Genomic DNA, 26,334 nt, shown 5'->3' on the forward strand with positions numbered 1-26,334 from the left:
TGCTCGGCACCGACGAGACCGCCGAGACCCCGCTGCGCAGGGTCCGGCTCACCGCGCTGGGCTGCCGGGTCGGCGGTGACGACTCCGAACGCACCGCCGACGTCTACCTGGCCCATACGGGCACCGGCATCGTGCTGGTGCTGAAGCGGCGCTGGGAGGTGGCCGAGGACCAGTCCCTGACCGGCCACGACCTGGCGGGGCGCAGGATCGCGGGCGCCGCGTTGCGCGCGCTGTCGGCCGCCAACGTGGTCTCGGAGAACGCGACGCGCAGCCCGAGCCGCGTGGTGCGCCTGGGCACCGGACGGGTGTCCAAGACGACGGTGACGCCGGTCGGCACGTCCTGGAGCGACCTCCCCGGCACGATGCTGGCCCGCGACCTGCGGGCGCTGGAGGCGGAGCTGGCCGCGCAGCCGCCCCGGCTCGTCCGGCCGCGGGTGGAGGCCGAGGCCGTCCGCGTCATGGAGGTCGCGGACGTCCGGGACATCGGCTACCACGCGGGCGCGCAGATCCTGCGGGCGACGGTCGCCGACGCGGAGGGCGCCACCGCCGTGGTGTCCGCCGCGTACTCGCCCTTCAGCCCGGGGGCGCTGGACGCCCTGGCCGAGGCGCTGAGCGCGGGGCCCCGCTACATCAGCGGGTCGGTGCGGCGCGCCCGCGGCACGCTGATCGTCGACCCGATCGCGGTCCTGACCGCCGAGGGCGTCGTCGTCCCCGACCTGGCGCCGGGCGACGGCAGCGCCGCGCTCGACCCGCAGGGCGCCGAGGAGGCCGACCCGCTCAGCCAGGCGCTGTCCGACGGCCTCGCGGTGTGCGCCGAGGCCGCTCACCGCGGGCTGCGTCACCTTCCGCGCGGTGTCCGCGCCCGCGTCGGCCGTGTCGCGGACGGGCTGCGCGCCACCGGGCTCGCCTCCACGGCGGCGCTGCTGGACGCCCTCGCCACGGCCCTCGACGGTGACGACCCGCGGCGGACGGTCACGGCCTGGGCCGACGCCCAGATCCGGCTCGCGACCGCCGCCGAACTGCGCTGAGGCGATGGCAACCGGTGGCGGCTCCCAGGGGTCCAACCAGGCAGGGGGTCGCCTCATGCAGTTCATCGAGTCCACCGCGATGGGCGTCCGCTCGGCAGTGATCACGCTGGGCCGCCGGACCACTCCGCTGACGTTCGTGCTGTTCCCGATGGTCCATGTGGGGCGCCGGTCGTTCTACGAGGAGGTCGCGTCCCGCGCCTCGGCCTGCGACCTGATCGTGGCCGAGGGCGGTCCGGACGCGCCTCCCGCGCAGGCCCGGATGGCGCGGCTGCGCTGGGACGACCAGGTGGACCAGCTCAACGCGCTCGACCTGGAGTCGCTCGGCGTGCCCGTCATCTGGGAGGGCGGCGACACCCGCCCGGCCGAGGAGCGGGCGCGCGACCGCGAGGCGCGTTCCGCCCGCGACCGGATCCTGGAGACCGCCGTGGACTCGGCGTTCGCGCTCGGGCTGCGGGCGCTGGGCCGGTACGGCGATCCGCGCGACCGCCCCGGCGTCGACCAGGTCGACATGCACGACCGGTGGGTGCCCGAAGGCGGGATCGGCGGCTTCCTGGAACGGAAGATCCTGGCGGAACGGGACCGCAGGCTGGTGCGGACGCTCGGGACGATCCACCGCGAACGCCACCACGAGCCCGTCAAGGTCGCCGTGGTGTGGGGCGCCGCGCACATGACGGCGGTCGTCGACGCGCTGAGGACCGACTTCCGCTACGTCGTGAGGCACGCCGAATGGATCACGGTCACCAGCCACTGACACCGCGCTAGGCCGCGGCGTCCCCGACGCGGACGCTCTCCACCCACCCGGGCGGGTCCGGCGGCTGCGTGCCCACGAGCGCCGCGATGACCCGGCAGGTCACCGGCTCCTCCGGCCACGGCGTGTACCCGTCGGTGAGCACGATGATCACGTTCGGCCGGTCCCCGCCCTTCAGCGCGCGGTCGATGCCGACCCGCATGTCGGTACCGCCGCCACCGCCCAGCTCCACCTGCTCGGACTTCGTCACCCGGGACACCGCGTGCACGTCGGCGTCGCAGGCCAGCACGCTGACCCGGTTGCCGCGCACGCCGACCTCGCGCAGCACCCCGGTCACCTCGGCCATGGCCGCCGCCAGGTCGTCCTCGCCCATCGACCCCGAGGTGTCGACGACGATCGCGACGCGCGGCAGCGGGCGGCGCAGCGTCGGCAGCACCACCCCTCGCATCGCGGCGGTGCGCCGGGACGGCCGCTGGTAGGTGTAGTCGACCGCGCCGCCCGCCCAGGCGACCGCCTCGCGTACCGCGCCCGCCAGCATCCGGCGCCAGTCCACCGTGGGCTCCAGCACCTCCTCGGCCCAGCGCCTCCACCCGGAGGGGACGGTGCCGCGGGCCCGTTCGTGCGCGCGGACCGCCTCGGCCGTGGCCCGCCGCAGCGACTCCGCCTCCACGGGACTGACCTTCGGCGCACCGGGATCGCCGCTCTCCCAGGGCGAGGGCACGCCGTGCGCTCCCGACCCGCAGTCCAGGTGGAACTCCTGGGGCGGGATGCCGGGCAGGTACTGCTCGAACAGCTTCCCCTTGTCCAGGCCGAACAGGCGGGGCTCCATGCGCCCCTCCGGCAGCGGCAGCCGGTCGTCGATCAGATCGTCGTTGATCTCGCAGTCCTGCGCGATGTTGACCCGGGTCCGGTCGCGCTGGTCGGCCGCCGGCAGCCGGTCGGCGCGGCCGTGGTGGTCGCGCAGCAGGTGCGAGACCTCGTGGATCCACACCGCCGCCAGCTCCTGCACGGGCGTCGCGTCCACGAACTCCGGCGAGGCGTAGCAGCGCCAGTGCCGGTCCACGCCCATCGTCGGCACTCCGGAGGACTCGACGACCGACAACGAGTACAGGGCCGACGCCAGGTAGGGCCGGTCGGTCGCGGCCCGGTACCGGGCGGCCAGCAGCTTGGTCCGGTCGAGGCGGCCGCCCATCTCACCCACCGCCCGGCAGGGCCCCCGACAGCCGCAGGATGTCGACGAACCCGTCGATGCCGGACGGCACCGGCCAGTCGGTGTCGCGCAGCGCGGCCAGGTCGGCGGCGGCCCGCGCCGCGACGTCCGGCACGCCCGCGTCCACGGCCTTCGCCAGCACCGCCCAGCCGGCCTCCCAGCGCCGCCTGGTGACATCGCCCTGCACCGCCGCGACCACGGAGGTGAGGAACGCGAGCTGCCGGTCGCCGCGCTTGGGCAGCTTGAACGCCTCCGGGTTCGCCAGGACCCGGTCGGGGTCGGGCAGGTCCAGCGCCTCCAGGTACGACAGCAGCTCGATCCCGGCGCCGTCGCCGATCGCCCCGACGATCGCCGCCGACAGGCCCTCGGGGCTCGCGTCCGTGGCGTACCCGACGGCCAGCAGCCGCAGCGCCATCTCCCAGGTGCGCGGGGACGGCCATGGCCCGCCCCTGGCCTCGGCGTCGGCGGGCAGGTGGTGCGCCAGGCCGGGCCGCGCGGTGAGGAACCCGGAGATCGCGCCACGTGCGCGGGCCACCGCGCCGGTCGCCTTCGCCGGATCCACCATGGGGATCGACAGCGACGGCCAGGTGCCCGCCATGCCGCGCGCCACCGTCCGGGGCTCGTGCGTCCAGCGCAGGTGGACGAACCGGTTGGCCAGCGGCGGGCTCAGATGCCAGCCGTCGGCGGCGCTGGACGGCGGGTTGGCCGCCGCCACCACCCGTACCGGTTCGGGCAGCGCGAGGCTTCCCACCCGCCGTTCCAGGACGACCCGCAGCAGCGCGGCCTGCACCGCGGGCGGCGCGGACGACAGCTCGTCGAAGAACACCAGCCCGCGTCCCGCCGAGGCGAGCCGCACCGCCCAGTCCGGCGGCGCCATCGGCACGCCGGTCGAGGCCGGGTCGTCCCCGATGATCGGCAGTCCGGCGAAGTCGGACGGCTCGTGCACGCTGGCGATCACCGTCTCCAGCGGCAGGTCCAGCCCGGCGGCGAGCTGCTCCATGCCCGCCGACTTGCCGATACCGGGCTCACCCCACAGCAGCACCGGCAGGTTCGCCGTCACCGCCAGCGCCAGCGCCTCCAGCTGCGGGCTCTCCGACGGCTCGGTCCGCCACGCGCGCACCCGCGCGTTCAGCTCGTCCGCGGCGGCCAGCGGCCCGGATGACTGTGGTTCCAACGCTCGTCTACCCCCAGCTTTCGTGCGGGCGCCCGCCGGTGCGCGCGCCGTTCATTCCTCGTCTTCGGGACCCCACCACATGCCGCCGACATCGGGGTGCTCCTTCTTCAGACGCTCGCGGAGCCAGCCCAGGTCGGCGCGTCTCGTGCGCTTGATGAGGTCGATCAGCCCCATGCCCCACCCGTCGACGATGTCGATACGGGCGCCGGCGTCGATCAGGGCGCGGATCACCGCCTCCGAGCCGTAGCCGTCGACCGCCATGTGCAGGGGCGTGCGGTCGCCCTGCTCCTTGGCCTCCAGGTCGAGACCGGCCTCCAGCAGGCGGGGGAGCAGTTCCTCGTGGTCGACCATGTGGATGTAGTGCAGCAGCGTGCGCTTGCGTCCGTCCCGTACGAAAGGGTCGGCTCCGGCGTCGAGCAGGCGCAGGATGCCGGGGGCGTCGCCGTGCTGGGCGCGGAGGAAGATGTCTCGGCGCTGGGCGCGCAGGTCGCGCGGCAGCCGCCCGTCGCCGCCGTGCCAGATGTGCCGGACGGCGAAGCAGCCGGTGACCTCGCCGCCGAGCGCCCGCATCGCCGCCTCCCGCTGCTCCTCCTTCGCGGTGTGCGAGGTCCGCAGGTCGCCGTCCCGGACCTGGACGAGGTGCCAGTCGCCCTGGCAGCGCACCCGCAGCGGCGTGAACGGCGGCGGATCGGGCGGTCCGACGGGGCCTTCGGCGGGCGGACGCGCGGGGAACAGCGCAGACCGCACCAGCGGGTGCAGTTCCTCCGGCGTGATGAGCCCGGCGCGCAGCAGGTCGAGGTCTGGCAGACGCCGCCACGCGGGATCGGGCAGCACCCGAAGCTCGTCGTCCACCTTGTTGTTGGAGACCAGCGCCGCCCGCGGGGGGCGGCCGAGCGAGACCACCAGGGAGGACGGCCAGCGGGTCTGGATCCGGAAGCGGCGGTAACGCCGGCCGAGCCGTTTCGCCTCCTCGACGAGCCGGGACGGTGCGATCGGCAGCCCCGACACGAGCGTCGTGTTCTCGGCGCGATAGCGGGCGGGCAGGTCGAGGTTCTGCAGTTCCAGGTCGATCCCGGCCGCGTCGAACGCGGCCTTGATCTCCCCCTGGTCCTGGAGCAGCGTGACGTGCTCGGCCAGTCCCACCGGGGTACGGGTGTCGCCCAGTTCCTCGTCGGCGACCCGGGTGCCGTCGGGGTGGAAGAAGGGGACCCGTTTTCCGTCGCCGTGGCGTTCGAGCAGTTCCGCCGTGTGCCGGGAGTCCCAGAGGTGACGTGCGGAGCTCCAATCCTGCGGCTGCGGCCTCCAGAAGTCGTCCTGGGTACGCGGGATCGCGCCGAACCGCAGGTTCAGATGCTGGGACCCGTCGGCCATGGTGGGGGTGGCGACCCACAGCGTTCCCGCGCGGTGCCGCGCCAGGATGATCTTCTGGTGGGTGGCCAGGGTGCTGCGTCCCTCGCTCAGCCTCGGCAGATGCCAGCGCAGCAGGTCGGGGGCCAGGTGCAGCAGATCCTTCTCAAGCGAGCGGGCGACCACGGCGCCGTACTCGCGGGCCACGGACGCCAGGTCGAAGCCGACCCGCACACGGGCCGCGGCGCAGGCCCCCGCCCAGTCTCCCGCCAGTCGGCGCTCGGCGGCCCGCTCGATCATCCAGCGGGGCACCGCGTACCGGCGAATCCTCCGCCAGTCGGCCAGGTACTGGCCACGTCGATCGATCATGGGTGCCACCCGTTCCAGGGATACCGGTCACCGGTACAGGCTTGCGATCGCCCGCATGTCGGGGTGGGGGCGGGCGGCCGGGCGCAGCCGCGGCGCCAGCGCCCGCTTCACCCGCCGGGGGACACCCGGGCCCAGCCCCACGTACTCCAGGCGCGTGTCGTCGGGGACGCAGGCCAGCAGCGTCTTGGCGCCGCGCCCGGTGATGCCGGTGCGGCGCAGGTCGAGGCGGCGCAGCGGGGTGCCGGGCAGCGCCTCGGCGAGCACGGCCACGCCCTCGTCGCCGGTGGCGTTGGGAGGCGCGCCCAGGGCCCGCTCGGACGACGGCCGGGCCAGATCGAGCGACTCGATCCCGCCGAGGGCGCCGGCGAGCGCGCGTGCGCCGTCCGGGCCGATGCCGTTGCCGCCCAGCCCGAGCCGTACCGGACGGGACCGCCCGGCGCCGGAGGCCGCGCCCGCCAGCACCGCCGCGCCCTCGTCGCCCAGGTGGTTGGCCGCCAGGTACAGCTCCCGGACGCCCGCGTCACGGATCAGCGCGGCCAGCAGGCCGGCCTCAGCGGCGCTCAGCCCGTTGCCGCCCAGGAACAGCCGTTCCAGCGGCCGCGGGCGCTCGGCCAGGGCGTCCAGCAGCGCCCGCAGGCCCTCGGCACCGAGACCGGTGTTGACCAGGTCGAGCGTGCGGATCGTCCGGTTGGTTCGCAGCATCTCCGCCAGCGCACGGGCGCCCGCGTCGCCGACCGGGTTGCGCTTGAGCCAGATCGCCTTGACGGTGCCGTCGCCGGCCAGGGACTCCGCCAGGGCCGCCGCGCCGTCCGGGCCGATCCGGTTGCAGCCGAGGTAGACGGTCTCCAGCCCGTGCCCGGGACGCAGCGCGTCCGCCACGGCGCGTGCGCCCTCGTCGCCGATGGCGTTCGTGCCGAGGAGCACGTGCCGGGCGTGCGGCGAGCCGGCGGCGACGGGCAGCAGCCGGGCCGCGCCCTCGGCGCCCAGCCCCTGCTTGCACAGGTCGACCCGGCCGTCGGGACGCAGCGTCCCGAGCGGGAAGGTCTCGTCGCCGTCCACCGCGGCGGGCTCGGCCAGCCGGTCGAGCAGCGGCACCAGGTCGTTCGGGTCGGCGGCGGGCACGTCGGGGTGCTCGATCGCCGGGCAGCGTACGGGCGTCGGTTCTGCCAATCTCACCACTCCACCGGTCGGTAGTCCTTCAGGAACAATCCGGACAGCCGCTCGCCGCGCACACCGCGCACCACCGGGTCGTACACGCGCGCCGCCCCGTCGATGACGTCCAGCGGCGGGCGGAAGCCGACCGCCCGCTGCGCCTGCTTGCCGGGATGCGGGCGCTCGTCGGTCACCCATCCGGTGTCGACGCTGTTCATGTGGATGCCGGACGCCGCGTAGTCGGCGGCGGCCGTGCGGGTCAGCATGTTGAGCGACGCCTTGGCCATGTTCGTGTGCGGGTGGCGGACGGTCTTGCCCTTGCGGGAGAAGCTGCCCTCCATCGCCGACACCTGCACCACGTACCGGTCCGGCCAGGGCGACGCCTCCAGCAGGCCGCGCAGCCGGGAGGTGAGCAGGAACGGCGCGAACGCGTTGATCAGCTGCACCTCCATCCACTCGCCGGGGTCGACCTCGTGCAGCCGCAGCGTCCAGCTGTTGTGGTCGCGCAGGTCGAGCGGCTGTCCCGTCTCGTCGGTACGGCCCGCGGGGAACAGCGCCTCCAGCGCCTCGGGGTCGGGCCGGGCGACGGCGAGCGCGCCGCCGCTCTCCAGTTCCCGCGCGGGCGGGACGGCGTCCACCAGGTCGATCCGGGCGGCGGGGCCGGCCAGCGCCTCGGCCTCGGCGGCGCGGACCTCGCGGTAGTAGGCGGCGGGCCGCCGGATCGTCTGCGCCGCGTTGTTGATGAGGATGTCGAGATGGTCGAAGCGCTCGTGCGCGGCGCGCAGCAGCCCGGCCACCGCGGGCAGGTCGAGCAGGTCCACGCCGTGGACGTGCAGCCGGTCGAGCCAGTCCCCGGCGTCCGGCACCGCCGCGAACCGGCGGGCGGCGTCGCGCGGGAACCGGGTGGTGACCAGCACCTCGGCCCCGTCCCGCAGCAGCTTGAGCGCCACCTGGAACCCGATCTTCACCCGGCCGCCGGTGACCAGCGCCCGGCGCCCGCGCAGATCGCAGCGCGCGAACCTGCGGGCCAGGTTCTCCTCGGCGCACGGCGGGCAGAGCAGGTGGTACTCGGGATGCAGCTCCCGGTAGCGCGCCTTGCACACGTAGCACGACCGCTCCCCGCCCAGGACGACGGCCGTGCGCGGTCGCGCTTTCCCGTTCGCGGCGGGGGCGGCCGGTTCGGCCGGGGTGGGGGCGGGGTCCTGGTCGCGGAACCGGGTGGTGGCGGCGGTGGCCTCGCGATCGTGGTGGCGCCGGTCGGCGCGGCGCGCGGTCTTGCGGGCCTTCTTGAACTCGCGGTGCGCGCGTTCGACGGCCTGCCACACCTCCCGCAGCCGCGGATCGCCGGTGTCCTGCTCGGTGGGCGCGGGAAGGCGGGCGAGGACGCGGAGGCAGGCGTCGATGTCGGCAGGGTCGATGGGCGCGTCGTGATCGACCGGTGTCATCGGCACTCCCGAACTCCCGCCCCCTCGAACCCCGTCGGCATGGCGGCGACCGCGCATGAGACCGGTCGTGTCCGGATCGGCATCGTCCGGTCGGCGGAGTGCGATGACCGCTGCGCTGTGGCCCCGTCCGTCGGCACGATATCGGGCAGGTCCGACAATCTGCCATCCGTTTCGGCCGGGGAGCGCGGGAGGCAGGACCGGCCGGATTCGAACCGGCGTCCTCCAGCTTGGTGCTTGGGCGCGACGACCTCTGCGCTACGGCCCTGCAGCGCAGGAGCATAGCGCTCAACACCGTCATTCCGCCCGGGAATCGGCCCGTTCGCGCCCTGGCCCGTCCGAATGACCGGGGTGACCCGTGGGTATCAAGGCACCTCGGCCGCCGAGGCGCGCCGCCACGGATACATCCGGACGACCGACACCCATATGACCGACACAGGAGGCGCCATGAGGCAGGACCCGCCGGCGGACGCGGTCACCGGCTCGGTGCATCCGCCGCCCGCTCCCAACCCCGCCCCCCAGCCCGCGCCGAAGCCCGGCCCGCAGCCCGAACCGCCCCAGCCCGGCCCGCTGGTGCCGCCCTCACCGATGCCGCGCCCGGGTCCTCCCAAGCCCGAACCAGAGCCCGAACCCGTCTGAACCCCCGGAACGGGGGACCCGCCACACCGGACGGGTCCCCGCGTTCAGAGCCAGGGGCCGAGGTCCGGAGCGGAGCCGGCGCGCCCGGCCAGCCAGCGCACGAGCTCCGGGCCCTGCCCCGAGGCGACCCGCTTGGTGACGATGTCGTCGATGAGCGCGCGGACCAGTCCGGGCGGCAGGTCGTCGAAGCCGACGCCCGCGTTGAGGTCGATGGCGTGGATCCAGACCTCGCGGGTGCGCATCCACGGGATCTCCGTGGCCGGGACGGTGCGTCCCTGCGCGGTGACGACCTCGTTCTTCCAGGCGTCGTCGGGCAGCTCGCGCAGGTCCTCGGCCAGCGCCTCGGCGGACCCGTGGACGAGCGCGCGCAGCTCAGCGGCGGGGAGCCGCGAGCCCTTCTCGATCTCCTCGTTCCGCTGCTCGTGGCTCGCGTACATCGGGCTGGGCGTCCCGGTGCGGGCCCAGCTCGCCAGGCGGCGCAGCGCCTCGGCGTTGTAGTGGACGTGCGCGACCACATGCCGCCGGGACCAGGACGGCAGCTCCGTGGCCGCGTCCAGCGCGTCGTCCGGCAGGCCGTCCAGGACGCCCAGCAGGACCCGCGTCCCCTCCTCCATCCAGGCGAGCGAGTCGCCGTGCTCCCGGCCCGTCATGACTCGGCCCGCACCGTGTTCTCCAGGCGGCCGATGCCGGAGATCTCGGTGACCACCCGGGAGCCGTCGGCCAGGTAGCGCGGCGGCTTGCGGGCGTGGCCGACCCCGCCGGGCGTGCCGGTGGCGATCACGTCCCCGGGCTTGAGCGTGAGGACGGTGGAGATGTAGCGGACCAGCTCCACCGGGCCGAACACCAGGTCGTCCGTGGCGGCCTTCTGCACCTGCTCGCCGTCCACCGTGCAGCTCAGTTCCAGGGCCGGGGTGGTGCCGCCCGGCAGCTCGTCCGGGGTGACCAGGACGGGCCCGAGCGGGGTGGTGCCCTCGAACGTCTTGCCCTGGAGCCACTGCTTGGTGCGGTTCTGCCAGTCGCGCATGGTGACGTCGTTGAGGACGGTGAACCCGGCGATGGCCGACGCGGCCTCCTCTTGGGACGCGCGCCGCACCGTGGCCCCGACCACCACGGCCAGCTCCGCCTCCCAGTCCATGCCCTCGGTCTCCGGGGGCAGCGCGATCGGGTCGGCGGCGCCGATCAGCGACTCGGCGTACTTGGCGAACAGCGTCGGGGCCTGCGGCAGCTCGCGTCCCATCTCCAGGATGTGCGCGCGGTAGTTGAGCCCCACGCAGATGATCTTTCCCGGGCTGGGGACGAGCGGCGCGTACTCCACCCCGTCCAGCGGCGTCTCGGCCGGGCCCGCCGCGGCGGCCGTGCGGGACCAGTCCGGGGACGCCAGCACCGCGCCCACGTCGGGCGCGCCGAGGGCCGCGTAGCGGTCACCGTCGACCCGTACCGCCTGGGTGCCGTCCGCCGTCCGGATCGTCGCGAGCCTCACTGATGCCGTCCTTCCACGTGTACGCGATCGGCGTGGAGCCGTTCGAAGATGGGAGCGTCGCCGAAGCGGAACAGGTCCAGCTCGGTCTCGTTCGCGGTCAGGGTGAGCGGCGCCCAGGACGGCACCACGATCAGGTCGCCCTGCTCGGCACGCCACTCGTGGTCGCCGACCCGGACCGTGCCGGTGCCCTGGAACACCTGCCACACCGACGACCCGACCTCCCGCCGGGTCGCGGTGGTCGTGCCCGCGCGCAGCCGGTGGAACTCGGCGCGGATCGTGGGCATGACGTCGCCGCCGGTCGAGGGGTTGGTGAACCGTACCGCGGCGTGCCCCGGCTCCAGGACGCCGGGGTGGCCCTCGTCCTCCAGCGCGAGCTGGTCGGCGAGCGCCGCGTCGGTGTGCTCCCACCGGTACGCGGCGATCGGGGAGCTGGGCAGCGGCTCGGTACTGGAGACGGGCCGCAGCCCCGGGTGCGCCCACAGCCGTTCCGAGCGCGACCTGTCGGGGGAGGAGGTGTCGCTGACCTCGTCCGGACCGAACTCGAAGAACGTGGAGCCGACGTAGTGGGAGAACGGGATGTCCAGGCCGTCCAGCCACGCCATCGGCTCGTCGCTCACGTTGTGGTGGCCGTGGAACTGCCAGCCGGGCGTGAGGAGGAAGTCGCCGCGCCGCATCGCGACCGGGTCGCCGTTCACGACCGTCCACACGCCCTCGCCCTCCACCACGAAGCGGAAGGCGTGCTGGGTGTGGCGGTGCTCGGGGGCGTTCTCGCGCGGCCCGAGGTACTGGATGGCGGCCCACAGCGTCGGCGTCGCGAACGGGCGCCCGCCCAGGCCCGGGTTGGCCAGCGCGATGGCGCGGCGCTCGCCGCCCCGGCCCACCGGGACCAGCTCGCCCGCCCGCTCGGCCAGCGGCAGCAGCGACTTCCACCGCCAGGCGTGCGGCACGGCGGCCGGGCGGGGCTCGGGCGGCATCAGGTCGCCGATCTCGGTCCACAGGGGGATCAGCAGCTCCTGCTCGAAGCCGCGGTAGAGCGCGTCCAGTTCGGGCGAGGGCTCGGGCTGGCCCGGACCCTCACCTGGGGTGATGGAGACGGTCATGGGCTCACCGTAGGGCGGTTCTGACAGAAGGGATCTACTATTCTGGTGTGAAGAACAGGCCCCAGTACGCCATCGACTCGGTCGACCACGCCCTGCGCCTGGCGACGCTCCTGCAACAGGAGGGGCCGATGGGGGTGTCGGCGGCGGCGGAGCGGCTCGGCGTCTCCCGCTCCACGGCGCACCGGCTGCTGGCGATGCTGGTCTACCGCGACTTCGCCGAACAGGACGCCGACCGCCGCTACCGGGCCGGGCCCGCGCTGCGTCCCGCCGACGCCACCCCGGCCCCGGTCCGGCTCCTGCACGAGATCGCGCCCGCGCACATGCGCTCGCTGGTCGAACGCGTACGGGAAACGGTGAACCTCCAGGTGCTCGCCGGAAGCGAGGTCCGCTTCCTGGACACGGTGGAGTGCGACCAGATCCTGCGGGTCGGCGACCGTTCCGGCCGTGTCCTGCCCGCCCACCTCAGCTCCAGCGGCAAGGTGCTGCTGGCCGCGCTCCCACCGGACGAACTGGCCCGCCGCTACCCCGACCCGGCCGCCGCCGGAGTCGACCTCGCCCGCCTGCGGCGCGAACTCGCGCTCATCCGCCGCCGCGGCTTCGCGATCAACGAGGGCCTGACCGAAACGGGCCTCAGCGCGCTGGGCGTCGCGGTTCCCTGGCCACGCGACGGCCTCCCCGCCGCGGCGATCTCCGTGGCGATGCCCTCGGCCCGCTTCGACCGCGACCGCATCCCGTTCTGGGTCGGCTCACTGCGCCGCACCGCCACCGCCATAGCCAACGACCTGACCGAAGCCGCCCGCCCCGAAACCACCTGACCCCCAAGCGACACACCGGCCACGGCGCGCCGAGAAGGCTCTCAACCGATACCGACGATTCGGCTGAGGCCGTCCGCCCCGAAGCGGGCTGACCGCCAGACTGCGTGGTGGCCATGGTGCGGTGGCGCGGTTCAGGTCGATGTCGCCGGCGACCTGACCGACGCCGCCCGCGCCGGGACGGGCCGATCCGCCGGCGGCGCGGTGGTCGGAAGGCGATGGTGGGGCTGTCCAGGTCGGTGTCGATGGCTTGACCGGCGCGGCTGGCGCCGGGACGGGTTGACGGGCGGGTGGTGCGGTGGTCGTGGGGTGTGAGGCCCGTTCGGGTCGAGATCGCCGACGGTCTGGCTGGTTTCGTCCGTTCCGGGGCGGGTTGACCGGCGGGTGGAGTGGTGGTCGTGAGGCGGTTCAGGTCGTGTCGCCGACGATCTGCCCGATGCCGTCCGCGCCGCAACGAGTTGATCCGTGAGTGGTGCGACGTCATGAGGCGGTGGGGCCGTTCGGGTCGATATCGCCGAGGACCTGACAGAGGTCGTCCGTTCGGGGGCGGGTTGATCGGTGGGCGCGGTGATGGTCATGGGGTGGTGAGGTTGTTCAGGTCGAGGAGGATTTCGGAGATCGTTTCCGGGGGCAGGTCGGCGAACACGGGTGTGTCGTCCGTGCGGTCGATGAGCGAGACGCGGGTGATCTCGCGGTCGTCTTCCTGGCCGACGAGGTCCGGGCGAAGCCCATGGTTGAGGGTGATGACCACCTGGCGGTCGCCGCCCACGTTTCGTGCTATTTCCGTGATGCCCTCATATGCCAGCTCGGCCGCGTCCCAGGCGCCGCTACGTAGCGCCAGCAGCCTCTTGGCCGGTGCGTGCAGGCCCTCGAACTGGGCGAGGCGGTCGCCGGCCGCCTCCTCCTTCGTCAAGGTGTGGACGGGACGAGCCAGTTGCGGGAAGGGTTGGAGGATCTCGTAGTCGGCGAACAGCTCCGCCCACGCGCCCAACTGGTCACCCAGGCGTACCGGGTGCCCGACCGCGACCTGGGCCGAGTCGGGCAGGTCCAGCGCGTCGTCGCGGACGTCGGCGAAGGTGCGGTCTTCGGCGATGCGGAAGTGGGTGAGCTCCCCGCCGGTCTCGGCCGTCCAGATCAGGCGGCGCGCGATGTGCCAGACCAGCGGGTGGTCCACCAGGAAGGCGCGGAACTCGGGCACCGGCCAGCGGCGCCGGTCGGCCATCGCCCGCTCCAGGCGGCGCAGATGGTCGGCGGCGACCTTCGCCACGTCCTTCTTCAACGCGGCGAACCGCTGGTAGGCGGCGGGAGCCAGGTCGGAGTCGTCGGCGGCCGACGGGCGGGGCAGGGTGGTGCGCGCCTTGCCGTCCTCGTCGAGCACAGAGGGATTGAGCCGCTCGTCGAAGCCGACCCGGAACCGCCGGGGGCCGTAGTCGAGCGTCATGCCGCCGTCCGCCTCCAGGCCGAAGGTCGGCGCCAGCCGGTCGGCGAGCTGCTCGGGGCTCAGCCCTCTGTCGGCGGCCACCTGCTCCAGCCTCTCCCGCGCCTTCTTCCGCAGCGGTGCCGACCGGGCCGACAGCGCGATGCCGTTCAGATGCGCCATGGCCACGTCGGAGCCGATCGTCGCCAGGACGTCCAGTCCCGCGGCCACGCGCGCGTTGCGCCTCTCGGCCGCCCAGGACCGCAGCAACGGGGCGAGGCGGCGTGCCGCCTCGTCGTCGCCGAGCCGGCCGAGCTGGTGGAGCGCCCAGTTGTCGCCGGGCTGCACGCCGTGGGTGTCCCAGCGGCGGAACACCTCCCAGGAGAACCGGGCCAGCGATTCCGGGTCGCACGCCTCGCGGACGATCTCCACGCCCGGGTACACCTGGTCGGGCGTCGAGATCGACAGCATGGTGAGCACATGCCCGACGGCGTCCGCGGGCAGGGCGAGGCCGCGTTCGCGCAACAGCACCTGAGGGAGGAGCCGCGGATCGGCCCACGCTCCGAGCTTCGGCAGCCGGGCGGGGAAGGTCTCCAGCGGATCGGTGGCCAGCAGGCTCGCGATGGCGTCGGCCGCGCGCTGCCCGTGCTCCGCCGCCGCCTCGGCGGTCGCTTCCTCGCCGTGCGTGGTCGCCAGGAGGCGCAGCGCCGCCTCGGCCTCCCTGCGCCGCGCGCCCTGCTTGCCCAGGGCCGGAGGGACCAGGAACGGGACGGCGTTCAGCCCGTGCCGTTCCAGCCAGGCCGTCGCCGCCGCGCGCCGCCGCGGCACGCGGGCCAGCCAGTACGCCACCGTGCCGGCCGCCTCCGCGCACAGGAACGGCTGGATCAGCTGATCGCAGAGGTACGTGTTCACCCGGTGGATGCCAAGGAACAGCTCGAACGCATCCAGTTGGAACCTCGCCAGGATGCGCTGCGGCGCGGCCCAGGAGGGGTAGAGGGACGGATGCTCATAGTCGGGCGTCCAACCGGTCAGCAGCGGACGCACCATCTCCTCGGGCCCGAACGCGAGCATGTTCACCTGCCGCACCTGCGCCAGGCGGCGGAAGTCCTCGACCGCCTCGGTCCAGTCGTCCGGCTCGGCAGCCCGGTACAGGCCCGTCCGCTGGTTCAGCCACCGCTCCCGTTCACCGGGCGCCCACGTGATCGACCGGCGGTCCGGGACGGTCAGGTCCGGGATGACGACCGGCTTGGCCTTCTTCCGCCGGGTCTTCCACGGGGGCTCGACCAGCAGGCGTGGGAGGGCGTCGGCGGGCGCGTCGGGGACCTGGGCGGTGACCGCGTCCAGTAGCGTCCCGACGACCTTGCGCGCCTGCTCCGGCAGGCCGGGCAGCGCGGAGGCGGCGAGGTCCGGGTGGGCGCGCACGTGGCCGCGCAGCAGGTCGGTGACGGTCTGGGCGGTACGGGACGTCCCGGAGGCGCGGGGACCGAGGAGCCGCAGGGCGCGGACGGGAAAGCGTTCCATGGCGCCGACCAGGATGGGCTGGACGTGCTTGTCGCCCGCCCGCTCGGCCAGGATGTCGAACGCCGCGTCCTCAGGCAGGAGGGCAAGGGCCTTGTAGAGGGTCCTGCCTGATTCGACGTCGCTGTAGCGCAGCCACGCCGTCAGCAGAGGGAGGGCGGCGGAGCCGAGCCCGTCCACCAGGGTGGCGATGACGTCGTCGCCTTCGTAATGACGCCAAGGCTCCTGGATGTGGGTTAAGAAAAGGTCGGCGTGGTCGGGGGTGTCCAGCGCGCAGCGCAGCCTCCAGAGGTGCCTGTGCCACTGCCGGTTGGCGTACTGCGGATCGGTGCAGCAGTCCTCCACCCAGTCGTGCCTCTCAGGCACCAGATAGGCCGTCGCGAGCCGGTGCGCGTACGTCGTGCGGTGCTCTTCCAGCCTTTCGACGGCCGCGCGGTACTCGTCGTCGGCCGCGACCGCCAGGAGGGTGCGTGCGCTGCGCAAACAGGCGTTGCCATGCGAGGGCACGAAGTCGGGGTACACGGCCGGGTGCTCGGGGAGCCCGGTACGCGGGTTGACGACGAGCGCGTCCGCTTCGACGGTGGCGCACACGGCGAACGCGAGGCCGTGCTGGGCGGCCCACGCCACCGCCTGCCCTTCCGGCATCGCCCAGTCCCGGGACGTGGGGCCCGTGGACACGACACGGGAGACCATCGCGGCGCCCAACGGGTCGGGCTCGTCCCGCAGGAAGCGGCGGGCGCTCTTGACGAGGGCGGAGTCGCCGTGCTTGGCCAGCGACCGCTCCAGGTGGTGCGAGTCGTGCGCGGTCAAGTCGGGCGGTCGCTCCATGCCGGACGCGACCTCGGCTGGGGGCAGATGGCGGCCGCCACGGCGCGGGTGGACCCGCGACCGCCACGCGTCCGGCAGGTGTGCGAGCTGTTCTTCCACGAGGACTGAACGTAGCGGGCCGGTACGACAGAGCGCCGGGATCCGGTTCAGAGACCGAGGCCGGGGAAGATCCGGGCGGCGTTGCCGGACAGGACCGCGCGCAGCGTCGCCTCGGGCAGGCCGAGATCGCCGAGCGCCGCCACGTTGCGGGACGCCCCGGGCACGCCCGGCCAGTCCGTCCCGAAGATCCACCGTTCGGCGAGCCGGGACAGGCCGAAGCGGGCGTAGTACTCCGGCAGCCGCTTGGGCGGCAGCCCGGCCAGGTCGAGCCACACGTTCGGCTTGGACAGCGCCAGGAAGGCGGCGGTGTCGTACCACCACCCCCGGCCGCCGTGCGCGAACACGAAGTGCACGTCGGGGAAGTCCTCGATCACGTCCAGCATCAGCTGCGGGTCGCCGAACCGGGTGCGCGCCCCCGGAAAGGTGGACGTTCCCGAATGCAGGATCACGGGGACGCCGCGTTCGGCGCACAACGCGTACACCCGGTACAGCTCGGGCTCGGCGGGGGAGAAGCCGCCGTGCACGGGGTGCAGCTTGACCGCGACCGCGCCCAGGTCGAGCTGCCGTTCGGCCTCGGACGCGACGGGGTGGTGCAGGTGCGGGTTGACGTTGGCCACGAGCCGGAACCGCACCGGGTTGAACTCGACGATCGGCAGCACGTCCTCGATGGGCTGGATGCCGGTGGCCCGCGGGCTGTACTCGCAGAACAACAGCGCCCGGTCGACCCCCTCGGCCTCCAGCAGGGCGTCCAGCCGCTCGGGCACCGGAACGCCCTGCTCGTCGTAGGCGTCCCGCCAGGGATGCGGGCCGGAGTACCGGTCCGCCCACTCAAGCCACGCCGGCCTGAGCGTCGACAGCCGCGGAACGTGCATGTGCGCGTCCACGACCACCAGGTCGTCGATCACTTGATCTCCATATCGGAGGAGTCCGGCCGAACCTCGGAACGGGCCAGGTCGCGCAGCACGTTGCGCCGGATCTTGCCGGTCGCCGTCTTGGGTAGTTCCTCCAGCGCCACCACGGCCCTGGGTCGCTTGAACGAGGCCAGTTCTTCCCTGCACCACGCGATGAGCTCGTCCGGCTCCACCTTGCCACCCGGCTTGGGCACCACGCACGCCACCGGCTTGTCCAGGTCGTCGGCGTCCGGGACCCCCACGACCGCCACCTCGGCGACGTCGGGATGGGCGAGCAGCCGTTCCTCCACCTCGGTGGGGGACACCCAGATGCCGCCCGCCTTGAGCAGGTCGTTGGTGCGGCCCATGCAGGTATAGGTGCCGTCGTCGTTGCGGACGTAGGTGTCACCCGTACGGCACCAGTCGCCCAGGAAGACCCTGCGCGAGGTCTCGGCGCGGCACCAGTAGCCCACGGCGGCCGACTCGCCCCGCACGTACAGCTCGCCGGGCTCGCCGACGCCCTCGATGAGGCCGCCGCTGTCGGGGTCGCGCAACTCGATGTCGTACCCGGGCACGGGCGTCCCGGACGAGCCAGGATGCACCTTGCCGGGCCGGTTGGAGATGAAGATGTGCAGCATCTCCGTAGAACCGATCCCGTCCAGCACCTCCACGCCGAACCGGTCGAGCATGCCGTGGTACATCCTGGGTGGCAGCGCCTCACCCGCCGACACGCCCTGCCGTACCGTGGCGAACGCGTCGTCCGGGACGTCCGAGGCGAGCAGCGGGCCCCAGAAGCTGGGCGTGCCGAACAGTAGCGTCGCCTGGTCGGCCGTGGCGCGCCGCGCGAACAGGTCGGGCGACGGACGGGACGGCTCCAGCAACGCCGTGGCCCCCACCGACAAGGGGAAGAACATCGAATTGCCGATTCCGTATGCGAAGAACAGCTTCGCCACGGAAAGGCAGCGGTCGCCTGGGCGGACCCCGAGCACCTGCTGCCCGTATAGCTCCGCCACCATCTTGATATCGATATGCCGGTGCATCGCGGCCTTGGGCTTGCCCGTCGTACCGGACGTGTAGAGCCAGAGGGCGGGAGATTCGGGCCAGGACGCATAGGCGTGGGCGACGTCCATCCCTTCGCCCGCCTCCAGGAACCGCTGCCACGTACGGCCCTCGACATGGGACGGCAGGCCGGAGATGTCGTCCCCGGTGAGAACGACGTGCCGCACCTCGGGCGCGTGCTGGAGCGCGCCCCGTACCGCTTGGCCGAACGTACTGGACCCCAGGACCACCCGCGCACGGGAGTCGGCCACAAGCGTCCCCAGCTCAGGTCCGGTCAGCATGGTGGAGCAGGGAACGGCCACGGCGCCCAGATGCATGATGGCGAGCAGGGCGGAGAACATCTCGACGTCGTCCACCATGCACAGCAGCACCCGCTCCTCGGGCCGGACGTCCAGCGCGCGCAGGCCCGCCGCAACGCGCCGCACCTCCACCGACAACTGCTCGTAGGTGAGCGCCCGGCCCGGGGACAGGACGGCCGCGCGATCGCCGTCCCCCGCGCGCACATGCCGGTCGACCAGGTAGTCCGCGGCGTTGAACAGCTCTGTCACAGCGGCCGCCTCTCTCCGGAAGCTTCTGCTCGGCCCAATCCTCTACATCTGCACACAACCTCGTCAAGGTTCTGTAGAACAAGGGCATGGGGGCGATGATGTCCGGGGACGGGCGCGGTCCGAACCGACCGACGAAGGGAGCACGATGGCCAAGGTCTACACCTCAGCGACCATGTCCCTGGACGGATACATCTCCGGCCCCGGGGAAAGCGGCTTCGACCGGCTGTTCCGCTGGCACGAATCCGGGGACGTCCCCGTCCCCCTCTTCGACTGGACGATGCACCTGTCCGAGCCCAGCGCGCTGCACTGGCGCGACATGATGGCCACCACCGGCGCGGGCGTGATCGGCCGCAGGCTCTTCGACCTCACCGACGGCTGGGGCGGCCGGACCCCAGGCGGGCACCCCTGCTTCGTCGTCACCCACAGCGCCCCCGAAAGCTGGAAGGACCGCGAAACCGAGGTGCCGTTCACCTTCGTCACCGAAGGCGGCGTCGCCCGAGCCATCGAACTCGCCAAGGCCGCCGCCGACGGCAAGAACGTGAGCGTCACCGGCGGCAACCTGGCCGGCCAGGCCCTCAACGAAGGGCTGCTCGACGAGGTGTGGTTCGACCTTGTCCCAGTCGTACTGGGCGACGGCGTCCGCCTACTGGACAACCTGGAGAACACCCCGGTAACCCTCGAAGGCCCCATCACCGTCATCCAGGGCAACGGCGTAACCCACCTCCGCTACCGCGTCATCCACTCTCCGTAACGCCGCCACACGGCGTATCCCATGGGCCCCGGCGAGAGAGCTGGCGCACGCCCCGAGCCCCCTCGAAAACCCCGTCGACGAGATGAGCAGCAAGCGGAGGGTGCTCAGTCCAGGTCGAAGGCGATCGGGTGCGAGGGGGAGTCGAGCCAGACGTCCTGCCCATCGGGGGTGACCGTGACTCCGTACCGGCTGCGGTCAGGCTCGCCCCAATGCATCCACAGTGAGTAGGCGCTGTAAATGGCGTCCCACGACAGTTGCTGGCCGTGGAGAGGCTGTGTGGCGCGTCGCGGGGCGGCGAAGCGTCCCACGGCGGTGCCGTCGTCCCGCACGGTGAGAGTGGCCAGCGCCCCGTCCGGGTGGATGGTGGGAGCCCACGGAACGACGATGAGCCCACCCGGCCGAGTCTGTTCAACCCACGCGTAGGGGACGGTGTGTACGGCCGCCGTGACGATCACGCGATCGAAGGGGGCATACGAGGGCGCACCCTCCACCCCGTCCCCAATGATCAGGACCACTTCGGGGTAACCCGCCGCCCGCAGAGCACCCCGAGCGTAGTCGGCCGCGGCACGGTCGATCTCGACCGTGACCACCTCGGCGCCGAGCGCCGCGAGACAGGCCGCGTTGTAGCCGATCCCCGTACCGACCTCCAGGACCCGCATCCCAGCCTCAAGCCGCAGCGCCGCGAGCATCTGCGCCATCATCGGACGCGCCGTCGAGGACGCGATCGGCTTCCCGTCTGCCGCGACCCGCGACACGACGAAGTCGTCTGCCCCGACCGCCTCCTCCCACGCTTCGGGTTCCGCGTCCCGCGAGATCGGCACCGACTCGCCACCCCGATAGGCCCACACCGTCCCGGGCATGAAGAACCGCCGATCGACGGGCGGCAGCCCCTCGTACTCGCTCACGAACCGGCCTTCCCGCACGCCCAGGAAGCCCAGACGATCTTCCCCGGCTCGTCGAGCAGCCGAACACCCCAGTCCTCGACGAGCGCGGCCATCATCATCAGGCCACGGCCGGAGGTCTCCTCGACGTCCAGTTGCTTGAGAACGGGCAACTGAGGCCCTTCGTCCCAGACCTCGACCAGAACGCCTCGCCCGTCCGGCACGATCCGGACGACGATGCAACCGGCACCAACGTGCTTGTAGGCGTTGGTGACCAGTTCTGTAACGACGAGTCGCCCGACATAGTCGTCGGCGATCTTCAATTGACGAAACCGCTCGGCAAGGAACCGTCGCGCCTGCGCCGGCGCCCGATCGGAAGGCGCCAGAACCAGAACCGGCACCTCAGGCGCAAGACCCACTGCTGACATGGCTGAACCTCTGAACATGATCGGCGGGAGATCCAGACATGAGCCGCATATCGGCTTATGAAGACCTATCGGATCACCCTGTGTCGTCGAACGGTCACGATTCAGTCATGCGAAGGCGTACGCTAGTGGGGCAACGGTCAAGGAGTGTCACGGCAGCAACAATCACTACCCAAGTTGCTAACTCTCGGAGTCGTCATGTCGCCGCAGAACAAGATCAAACCCGAGTTCCTGAGCTTCGGCGCTGAGGTCAAGCGACTCCGAGCTGCCGCTGGCCTGCGGCAACAGGATCTGGCCTCCCTGGTCAACGTGACCCGCAGTTACATCACACAGGTGGAGTCTGGCCGTACGCGCTGCCGCCGCGACTTCGCCCTCCGGCTCGACCGGGCACTCAAGTCGGGGACGGCTATAGCCGAAGCCTGGGACGATCTACTAGAATCAATCAAGACCGAGAGATATCCGACATTCTTTGTTAACTTCACGAAGGTAGAGCAATCGGCGATCGTCTTCCGCGCCTATGATGAGCGCTTGGTGCATGGACTGCTTCAAACAGAAGCCTATGCACGCGTACTTCTCAAGAACGAGGATAAGGTCAAGTCGAGAATGCGGCGACAGGAGATCCTGGACAGGGACCCTGGCCCTCTCGTCTCCATCATCCTCGATGAGACAGTGCTATATCGCGAGGTGGGTGGACCGCAGGTGATGCGGGAGCAACTGGAACACCTGATCGAACTTTCTCGCACCGAGAAGGTTCAACTCCAGATCGCTCCTATTCAATATGTACGGAATGTGCATGGGTCATTTGCGATCGCCACGCGTTCAGATCACAGGCAAGTTGCCTATGCCGTCATGGCCTGGGGAGGTGAGACAACAACAAACGAGGACGACATAGCCGCGGTCAATGGAACTTTTCTCGTGCTTCAATCGGAAGCGCTCAACGTAAGGGATACGCGATCTCTCATCAGAAAGGTGATAGAGGAAAAATGGACACGATGAAGGTGCACTGGCGCAAGTCTTCCCGCAGCAGCGAGCAGGGTGACATGTGTGTCGAGTTGGCGCTTGTCGCCGGCTCTGTCGCCGTCCGCGACAGCAAGGACCCGGATGGCCCTGCGCTCATGATGAGCCGACGGAGCTTCGGCCGCCTGGCCGCCGCCTTGAAGAACGTCTAAATTCGCAAACAGCAAGGCCCAGGTGGCGCAGCGCAGGCCGATCCGGCCGACAACTCCGCCGAGTTGTTGGCCGTCCCGCGTTGTGTAGCGTTCCGAGGGAAGGTCGCCTACTTCGCCAATGCGAGAGACGAAACCATCAGCGCTCAACGAGGGATATTGCCATCCTGAACCAACCGTGCGCCAGTCTGCGGGCAGATGCCCTCAACGTCAGAGAAACGCGAGCACTGGTTGGAAGGGTGAGAGACGAGAGATGGACTTGGCCCAGGTGGCGTGGCGCAAAGCGTACCGTAGTCCTGCTCAGGCCGATAGCTGTGTTGAGGTGGCCGCCATCCCGAGCGCGGTAGCTGTCCGAGACAGCAAGGATCCGGATGGCCCTGTAGTAATCCTAAGGCGCCAGGGTTTTCCGACGTTTCGTCCGTGCTCTGAAGAACACATGAGCGCCTAGCCAGGCAGTGCGTCAGGGAGCGACAGGAATGGATAAAGCGGTATGGCGTAAAGTATCACGCAGCCACGACGATGGCGATCAATGTGTTGAAGTCGCCTCGTTCGCCAAGGTAGTAGCGATCCGCGACAGCAAGGACCCAAATGGTCCCAAACTCATGCTGAGCCGCCAAAGCTTTCAGCGCTTTGCTTGTGATCTGAAGAACGCCCAGGGCGATAGTGACGCCGAGGTGAGAGAGTGATGGACCTGACAGGAGCGCTCTGGCGCAAGTCTTCTCGCAGCAGTGAGCAAGGTGACATGTGTGTCGAGCTAGCCATCGTTGCCGCCACGGTTGTCATCCGTGACAGCAAGAACCCTAATGGCCCCAAGCTCATAATGAGCCGGCGACACTTCCGTCAGATGGCTGCCGCCTTGAAGAACGCCTAGATCCACAAAGGGCAAGGCCAGGTAGTGCCGCCCATGGCCGCCCCCGGCCGACAACTTCCGCCGAGGTGACGGTCATCCCGTGATGTGTTGCGTCCGAACGGAAGCAGCCTGCGCCCTGAACGCGGCAGACGAACCACCAGCGTCGGCTAGAAGACCTTGTCAACCTGAACCAAACGTTCCTAGTCTGAAGGCAGAAGGGATCAACGTAGGAGATGCCAGAGCGCTGAGCAGAGAAGAGCTGGATGAGAGATGACCCTGAGCAATGTGGAGTGGCGCAGAGCCACCCGCAGCACGGTTCAAAATGACAACTGCATCGAGGTGGCCAGCGCCAGGAACTTCATCGCGGTACGCGACAGCAAGAATCCAACCGGGCCTAAGATCATCCTGAGCCGTCAAGGGTTTCGACGTTTAACTGAGGCCCTGAAGAACACTTGAGGTCATCGACGTCAGGCTGTGCTAATGGGGACAATGAGGTCAGACACGATCCTATGGCGTAAGGCATCTCGCAGCCATGAGGATGGTGACCAGTGTGTGGAAGTGGCCTCGCTTGCCAACGTGGTAGCCGTCCGTGACAGCAAGGATCCCAACGGTTCAATACTGATTTTGAGTCGACGGGATTTCGCTCGCCTGGCCAGCGCCTTGAAAAACGTCTAGGTAATAGCGAGTGTCGAAGTGAGTGAGTGATGGACCTGACAGGAGTGCTCTGGCGCAAGTCTTCCCGCAGTAGCGAGCAAGGCGACATGTGTGTCGAGCTGGCGCTCGTCCGCGGAGCTGTAGCCATCCGTGACAGTAGGGACCCAGACGGTTCCAAGCTCATGATGAGCCGGCGGAGCTTCGGCCACTTGGCCGCCGCCCTGAAACGCCCTTCAAAGCTTAAAGGCTGAACGTTCCAGCGACCAAGGCGCGCTGGACCTCCAGCATTTGACGAGCGAATGCCATGACCTCCTGCGTGAACTCATCGACTTCTTCGGGAGGGATCACATTCTCGTCCCGTAGCTTTCCCAGAATTAGCATTTGGGCAGTTACAGCGACGTCTGGGTCATTGGTCGAGTGATGGATGTCGTTCGGATGCACCGTGCCGAGCGCTACTAGGATCAGCTCCTCAAGAACACGAGGATCAAGGATTTCCGCATTCTTGCCGTGCGAGATTCGCAGGTCGGCCACGAACCGGATGATCTCCCTGCGGTAAAAGGGGTTCCCGAATCTTTTTTGTATCCCAATCATGGCGGCCGTGAGCATCAGGAGCCGCGCTGCTTCGACATCAGGATTGTCTGGATTCGCATCGAACGGCTCTAGGCCCCCAATATCGCCCCCAAGGAATCGGCGCAGTGGCTCCAGGTGCTCATCCCGAAACTCGACTTCGATCGGCTCTGGGCCCATCAGAAGAACTCCTCCGCCAGATCTCGTGAGCGTTCCACAAACTCACTGAGCTGATCCGGAGTGTAATCGGCGTCGGCTACCAGCAAACTCAAAAGAAAAACTTGAGTATCGAACGCCACGTTGTTGTCCACATCGTCCATTGCTTCAGGTGGAAGTCTTTCAAGTGCAACGTTGATCTGCTTCTCAGCAATGACGGGGTCTATGGTTTCAGCGGCATCGTCCGAGCGAGCCCGTGAGGACGCGACGTAATCGATCACCTCTTCTTCGCTCGCAGGCTGACCTGCCTTGAGGAAACGTCGCTGAACGGCCTCCAAAAAAGCCGCGGTGATCAATTGTACGTACGGGCCGTTGATCTCTTCTTTGGTCAGTTGGCTCATCAGTTGCTTGTGGTCATCCCACTGGCGAGCTAGCTGGGCATACAAGGTGCGAGTGATCTGATCCCTGATTTGCATTTTAGCTCCTGCTGAGTAGTGCCTTCATCAGTTGTCCGGCCTTGATGCCGACGACGACTGCTGCCGCTCCTGCAATCAGGGTACCGCCCACCTTCGCCTGGATGGGGGCCTCCATCTCGAAACGAGAGTCTTTTACAACGCTTGGGTGACCGATGGGTGGTTTGTCGGGAATGGTGCGGTCGATCTTCGGCATCGTCGAATCAAGATTCTTCTGTGCATCGTCAGGATTCTTGTTCAGCGCTCTCAACGCGTCACCCAGCCGCCTCGGCCTCTCTGGATCTCTCCCAAGGTCCGTTTCCTCGTCCACAGGCTTCAGGGGGTCGCCGCGGTCGGCGGAGCGGGGGCCTTCGTAGCCTGGGCCTTCGAGTTCGAGGTCGGGCATGAGGACCCATTTGACCTCGCCGTCCTCTCCCACGTACGCCTGGGCGCGGAAGGGGGAGTCGTCGCGGGTGGCAGGGTCTTGGGGTTCGGCGGGTTCGGCGACCTCGGTGGACGGTTCCCTGTGTTCGCGGTCGGGTTGCGTGCCGTCATTGGCGGGTTCGGGCTGGTCGGACTGGCCGGTGTGGTCCTGCGGTGGCTCGTCTGGAGCGGCGTCGGGTTGTTGAGGCCGATCGGTGGTCTCGGCCTGTTGTGGGGCTGACGACCGCTCGATGGCGGGTTCAACTGGTGGTGCGGTTTCGCTGTCCGGCCGCTGCTCTGGGATGCGGGGTTCGCGTTCGTCGGCGACTTCTGCTGGTTCTTGTGGGGTGTTCCAGCTTCCGTCGGTTCCGCGTCTTCCTTCTGGCGTCGGCTCGGGTTCGGTGGGCGAGGCGGGGAGTTCGCTTGCGTCCTGTTCCGGTGCGGGATGCTCTCGGCCTAGCCAGGGTGCGCCGTCGCTGGTCTCGGGGAGTCTGGTGAGTTCACCCTGTGGTTCGGTGGTTTCGGGCTTGTCCTCGCGGGCGCCCGGCTCGCGAGAATTTTTGTCTTCGCCGGGACGCTGGTCTCGTTCGTTCTTGGTGTCGCGGTCGGGGAAGCGGTCCTGGTCCGCTTGCGGTGAGTTCTCCTGGGCGCGGTCAGTGTCGTCCCTGGCTTCCCGGGTGGCGGGTTGTTGGAACGACTCGGTGTAGGCGCGGCGCGAGTCCAGCCGGGGGGTCAACGATTCGCTTGACCCTGGTGTGGACGGTTCTGGGCGGCGACTGCGGTCCGTCTCGGCGGTTTCGGGCGAGTTGGTCTTGTCTTGTTCCGCTCGGCTCGACCGGCTGTCCTGCTCTCCGGGCTTCTTGTCGGTGGAGGGCTTCTGCTCCGTGGTCGCTTGGGGGGCTTCGCCTCGGGCTACGGCTCGGCTTTCCAGGCGGGACGGGTAGCCCGGGGCGCCAGGAGTGTCCGCAGTGGGGGCCTGGTCCTTGGGCTGGTCGCCGTTGGTTTCCAGGGTGGTGCCGCGATCGGTGCGCTCGAGCGACATCGGGTCCTCCGCTGTCGGGGTGAGGCCGGCTCGATCACGGCGGGGTTGTGGCCGCCTCAGGTGGCACGGGGGTCAGGCTAATGAGTCAGAACCCCTTTGAGAACCCT

General features: G+C 70.4%; 30 protein-coding genes and 1 tRNA gene. 14 read left to right on the forward strand and 17 right to left on the reverse strand.

Annotated elements, in window-relative coordinates; genetic code table 11:
- The coding region (locus ACGWYJ_RS30255) for a hypothetical protein (RefSeq protein WP_395109847.1) at positions 1-1,028 on the forward strand (1,028 nt) is incomplete at its 5' end.
- A 55-nt stretch (positions 1,029-1,083) separates the two neighbouring features.
- A complete protein-coding gene (locus tag ACGWYJ_RS30260; protein WP_395109848.1) occupies positions 1,084-1,779 on the forward strand; it encodes a hypothetical protein in 696 nt (231 codons plus the stop codon).
- A 7-nt stretch (positions 1,780-1,786) separates the two neighbouring features.
- On the opposite strand, the gene ACGWYJ_RS30265 is transcribed toward ACGWYJ_RS30260, so the two are convergent.
- The 6 genes from ACGWYJ_RS30265 to ACGWYJ_RS30290 all read right to left on the reverse strand — a co-directional run bounded on the left by ACGWYJ_RS30265 (position 1,787) and on the right by ACGWYJ_RS30290 (position 8,738).
- Positions 1,787-2,968 carry a VWA-like domain-containing protein gene (locus tag ACGWYJ_RS30265; protein ID WP_395109849.1) on the reverse strand — a complete coding sequence of 394 codons (1,182 nt, stop codon included), beginning with the start codon at positions 2,966-2,968 and terminating at the stop codon, positions 1,787-1,789.
- 1 nt (position 2,969) lies between these two features.
- Complete coding sequence (locus ACGWYJ_RS30270; RefSeq protein WP_395109850.1) at positions 2,970-4,160, reverse strand: AAA family ATPase; 1,191 nt, start codon at positions 4,158-4,160, stop codon at positions 2,970-2,972.
- Between the two features lie 51 nt (positions 4,161-4,211).
- The gene (locus ACGWYJ_RS30275) at positions 4,212-5,876 is read right to left on the reverse strand and encodes an ankyrin repeat domain-containing protein (protein ID WP_395109851.1); all 1,665 of its coding nucleotides are present in this window, start codon (positions 5,874-5,876) and stop codon (positions 4,212-4,214) included.
- A gap of 27 nt (positions 5,877-5,903) precedes the next feature.
- On the reverse strand, positions 5,904-7,046 hold the full coding sequence (locus ACGWYJ_RS30280; protein WP_395109852.1) for a gala protein: 1,143 nt from the start codon (positions 7,044-7,046) through the stop codon (positions 5,904-5,906).
- A 2-nt stretch (positions 7,047-7,048) separates the two neighbouring features.
- The gene (locus ACGWYJ_RS30285) at positions 7,049-8,473 is read right to left on the reverse strand and encodes an SDR family NAD(P)-dependent oxidoreductase (RefSeq protein ID WP_395109853.1); all 1,425 of its coding nucleotides are present in this window, start codon (positions 8,471-8,473) and stop codon (positions 7,049-7,051) included.
- 192 nt (positions 8,474-8,665) lie between these two features.
- Positions 8,666-8,738, reverse strand: a tRNA-Trp gene (locus ACGWYJ_RS30290).
- A gap of 179 nt (positions 8,739-8,917) precedes the next feature.
- Between ACGWYJ_RS30290 and ACGWYJ_RS30295 the strand changes: the two genes are divergently transcribed.
- A complete protein-coding gene (locus tag ACGWYJ_RS30295; protein ID WP_395109854.1) occupies positions 8,918-9,109 on the forward strand; it encodes a hypothetical protein in 192 nt (63 codons plus the stop codon).
- A 44-nt stretch (positions 9,110-9,153) separates the two neighbouring features.
- Here the strand turns inward: ACGWYJ_RS30295 and ACGWYJ_RS30300 are convergent, their stop codons facing one another.
- From ACGWYJ_RS30300 to ACGWYJ_RS30310, 3 genes are read right to left on the reverse strand one after another with little or no spacing between them, the layout of a single operon-like run.
- On the reverse strand, positions 9,154-9,759 hold the full coding sequence (locus tag ACGWYJ_RS30300; protein ID WP_395109855.1) for a maleylpyruvate isomerase family mycothiol-dependent enzyme: 606 nt from the start codon (positions 9,757-9,759) through the stop codon (positions 9,154-9,156).
- Positions 9,756-10,589, reverse strand: coding sequence for a fumarylacetoacetate hydrolase family protein (locus tag ACGWYJ_RS30305; protein ID WP_395109856.1), 834 nt, complete (start codon positions 10,587-10,589; stop codon positions 9,756-9,758). The genes ACGWYJ_RS30300 and ACGWYJ_RS30305 overlap by 4 nt, the downstream gene beginning before the upstream one ends.
- Entirely contained in the window at positions 10,586-11,689 is a 1,104-nt protein-coding gene (locus ACGWYJ_RS30310; RefSeq protein WP_395109857.1) for a cupin domain-containing protein, read from the reverse strand. Before ACGWYJ_RS30310 ends, ACGWYJ_RS30305 begins: the two co-directional genes overlap by 4 nt.
- A gap of 47 nt (positions 11,690-11,736) precedes the next feature.
- Between ACGWYJ_RS30310 and ACGWYJ_RS30315 the strand changes: the two genes are divergently transcribed.
- On the forward strand, positions 11,737-12,504 hold the full coding sequence (locus tag ACGWYJ_RS30315; protein ID WP_395109858.1) for an IclR family transcriptional regulator: 768 nt from the start codon (positions 11,737-11,739) through the stop codon (positions 12,502-12,504).
- Positions 12,505-13,075: 571 nt separating this feature from the next.
- On the opposite strand, the gene ACGWYJ_RS30320 is transcribed toward ACGWYJ_RS30315, so the two are convergent.
- Positions 13,076-16,246: a DUF4132 domain-containing protein gene (locus tag ACGWYJ_RS30320; RefSeq protein ID WP_395109859.1), complete on the reverse strand. Its 3,171-nt coding sequence runs from the start codon at positions 16,244-16,246 to the stop codon at positions 13,076-13,078.
- Between ACGWYJ_RS30320 and ACGWYJ_RS30325 the strand changes: the two genes are divergently transcribed.
- Positions 16,235-16,372 carry a hypothetical protein gene (locus tag ACGWYJ_RS30325; protein WP_395109860.1) on the forward strand — a complete coding sequence of 46 codons (138 nt, stop codon included), beginning with the start codon at positions 16,235-16,237 and terminating at the stop codon, positions 16,370-16,372. The genes ACGWYJ_RS30320 and ACGWYJ_RS30325 overlap by 12 nt on opposite strands.
- Before the next feature lie 38 nt (positions 16,373-16,410).
- Here the strand turns inward: ACGWYJ_RS30325 and ACGWYJ_RS30330 are convergent, their stop codons facing one another.
- On the reverse strand, positions 16,411-17,268 hold the full coding sequence (locus tag ACGWYJ_RS30330) for an amidohydrolase family protein (protein ID WP_395109861.1): 858 nt from the start codon (positions 17,266-17,268) through the stop codon (positions 16,411-16,413).
- Entirely contained in the window at positions 17,265-18,860 is a 1,596-nt protein-coding gene (locus tag ACGWYJ_RS30335; RefSeq protein WP_395109862.1) for a benzoate-CoA ligase family protein, read from the reverse strand. The genes ACGWYJ_RS30330 and ACGWYJ_RS30335 overlap by 4 nt, the downstream gene beginning before the upstream one ends.
- 145 nt (positions 18,861-19,005) lie before the next feature.
- On the opposite strand from ACGWYJ_RS30335, the gene ACGWYJ_RS30340 reads away from it, so the two are divergent.
- Positions 19,006-19,611 (forward strand): dihydrofolate reductase family protein, encoded by a 606-nt coding sequence (locus ACGWYJ_RS30340; RefSeq protein ID WP_395109863.1) that lies wholly within the window; start codon positions 19,006-19,008, stop codon positions 19,609-19,611.
- Positions 19,612-19,715: 104 nt separating this feature from the next.
- On the opposite strand, the gene ACGWYJ_RS30345 is transcribed toward ACGWYJ_RS30340, so the two are convergent.
- Positions 19,716-20,516 (reverse strand): protein-L-isoaspartate O-methyltransferase, encoded by an 801-nt coding sequence (locus ACGWYJ_RS30345; protein WP_395109864.1) that lies wholly within the window; start codon positions 20,514-20,516, stop codon positions 19,716-19,718.
- On the reverse strand, positions 20,513-20,920 hold the full coding sequence (locus tag ACGWYJ_RS30350; protein ID WP_395109865.1) for an ATP-binding protein: 408 nt from the start codon (positions 20,918-20,920) through the stop codon (positions 20,513-20,515). The genes ACGWYJ_RS30345 and ACGWYJ_RS30350 overlap by 4 nt, the downstream gene beginning before the upstream one ends.
- Before the next feature lie 195 nt (positions 20,921-21,115).
- Between ACGWYJ_RS30350 and ACGWYJ_RS30355 the strand changes: the two genes are divergently transcribed.
- From ACGWYJ_RS30355 to ACGWYJ_RS30390, 8 genes are all read left to right on the forward strand, one after another.
- Complete coding sequence (locus ACGWYJ_RS30355) at positions 21,116-21,913, forward strand: helix-turn-helix domain-containing protein (protein ID WP_395109866.1); 798 nt, start codon at positions 21,116-21,118, stop codon at positions 21,911-21,913.
- Entirely contained in the window at positions 21,901-22,086 is a 186-nt protein-coding gene (locus ACGWYJ_RS30360; RefSeq protein ID WP_395109867.1) for a DUF397 domain-containing protein, read from the forward strand. Before ACGWYJ_RS30355 ends, ACGWYJ_RS30360 begins: the two co-directional genes overlap by 13 nt.
- A 250-nt stretch (positions 22,087-22,336) precedes the next feature.
- Entirely contained in the window at positions 22,337-22,531 is a 195-nt protein-coding gene (locus ACGWYJ_RS30365) for a DUF397 domain-containing protein (RefSeq protein WP_395109868.1), read from the forward strand.
- 28 nt (positions 22,532-22,559) lie between these two features.
- The gene (locus ACGWYJ_RS30370; protein ID WP_395109869.1) at positions 22,560-22,769 is read left to right on the forward strand and encodes a DUF397 domain-containing protein; all 210 of its coding nucleotides are present in this window, start codon (positions 22,560-22,562) and stop codon (positions 22,767-22,769) included.
- Positions 22,769-22,954: a DUF397 domain-containing protein gene (locus ACGWYJ_RS30375; RefSeq protein ID WP_395109870.1), complete on the forward strand. Its 186-nt coding sequence runs from the start codon at positions 22,769-22,771 to the stop codon at positions 22,952-22,954. Before ACGWYJ_RS30370 ends, ACGWYJ_RS30375 begins: the two co-directional genes overlap by 1 nt.
- Before the next feature lie 249 nt (positions 22,955-23,203).
- Complete coding sequence (locus ACGWYJ_RS30380; RefSeq protein ID WP_395109871.1) at positions 23,204-23,389, forward strand: DUF397 domain-containing protein; 186 nt, start codon at positions 23,204-23,206, stop codon at positions 23,387-23,389.
- Positions 23,390-23,422: 33 nt separating this feature from the next.
- Positions 23,423-23,608, forward strand: coding sequence for a DUF397 domain-containing protein (locus ACGWYJ_RS30385; protein ID WP_395109872.1), 186 nt, complete (start codon positions 23,423-23,425; stop codon positions 23,606-23,608).
- Positions 23,609-23,637: 29 nt separating this feature from the next.
- Positions 23,638-23,838 carry a DUF397 domain-containing protein gene (locus ACGWYJ_RS30390; RefSeq protein WP_395109873.1) on the forward strand — a complete coding sequence of 67 codons (201 nt, stop codon included), beginning with the start codon at positions 23,638-23,640 and terminating at the stop codon, positions 23,836-23,838.
- Here ACGWYJ_RS30390 and ACGWYJ_RS30395 read toward each other — a convergent pair.
- Genes ACGWYJ_RS30395 through ACGWYJ_RS30405 form a run of 3 tightly spaced genes read right to left on the reverse strand, consistent with a single transcriptional unit; the run spans position 23,828 to position 26,227 of the window.
- Entirely contained in the window at positions 23,828-24,334 is a 507-nt protein-coding gene (locus ACGWYJ_RS30395; RefSeq protein ID WP_395109874.1) for a hypothetical protein, read from the reverse strand. The genes ACGWYJ_RS30390 and ACGWYJ_RS30395 overlap by 11 nt on opposite strands.
- Positions 24,334-24,786 carry a hypothetical protein gene (locus ACGWYJ_RS30400; RefSeq protein WP_395109875.1) on the reverse strand — a complete coding sequence of 151 codons (453 nt, stop codon included), beginning with the start codon at positions 24,784-24,786 and terminating at the stop codon, positions 24,334-24,336. Before ACGWYJ_RS30400 ends, ACGWYJ_RS30395 begins: the two co-directional genes overlap by 1 nt.
- 1 nt (position 24,787) lies before the next feature.
- A complete protein-coding gene (locus tag ACGWYJ_RS30405) occupies positions 24,788-26,227 on the reverse strand; it encodes a hypothetical protein (protein ID WP_395109876.1) in 1,440 nt (479 codons plus the stop codon).
- Between the last annotated feature and the right edge of the window lie 107 nt (positions 26,228-26,334).

Source organism: Actinomadura sp. SCN-SB (assembly GCF_043906805.1).
Classification (GTDB): domain Bacteria; phylum Actinomycetota; class Actinomycetes; order Streptosporangiales; family Streptosporangiaceae; genus Spirillospora.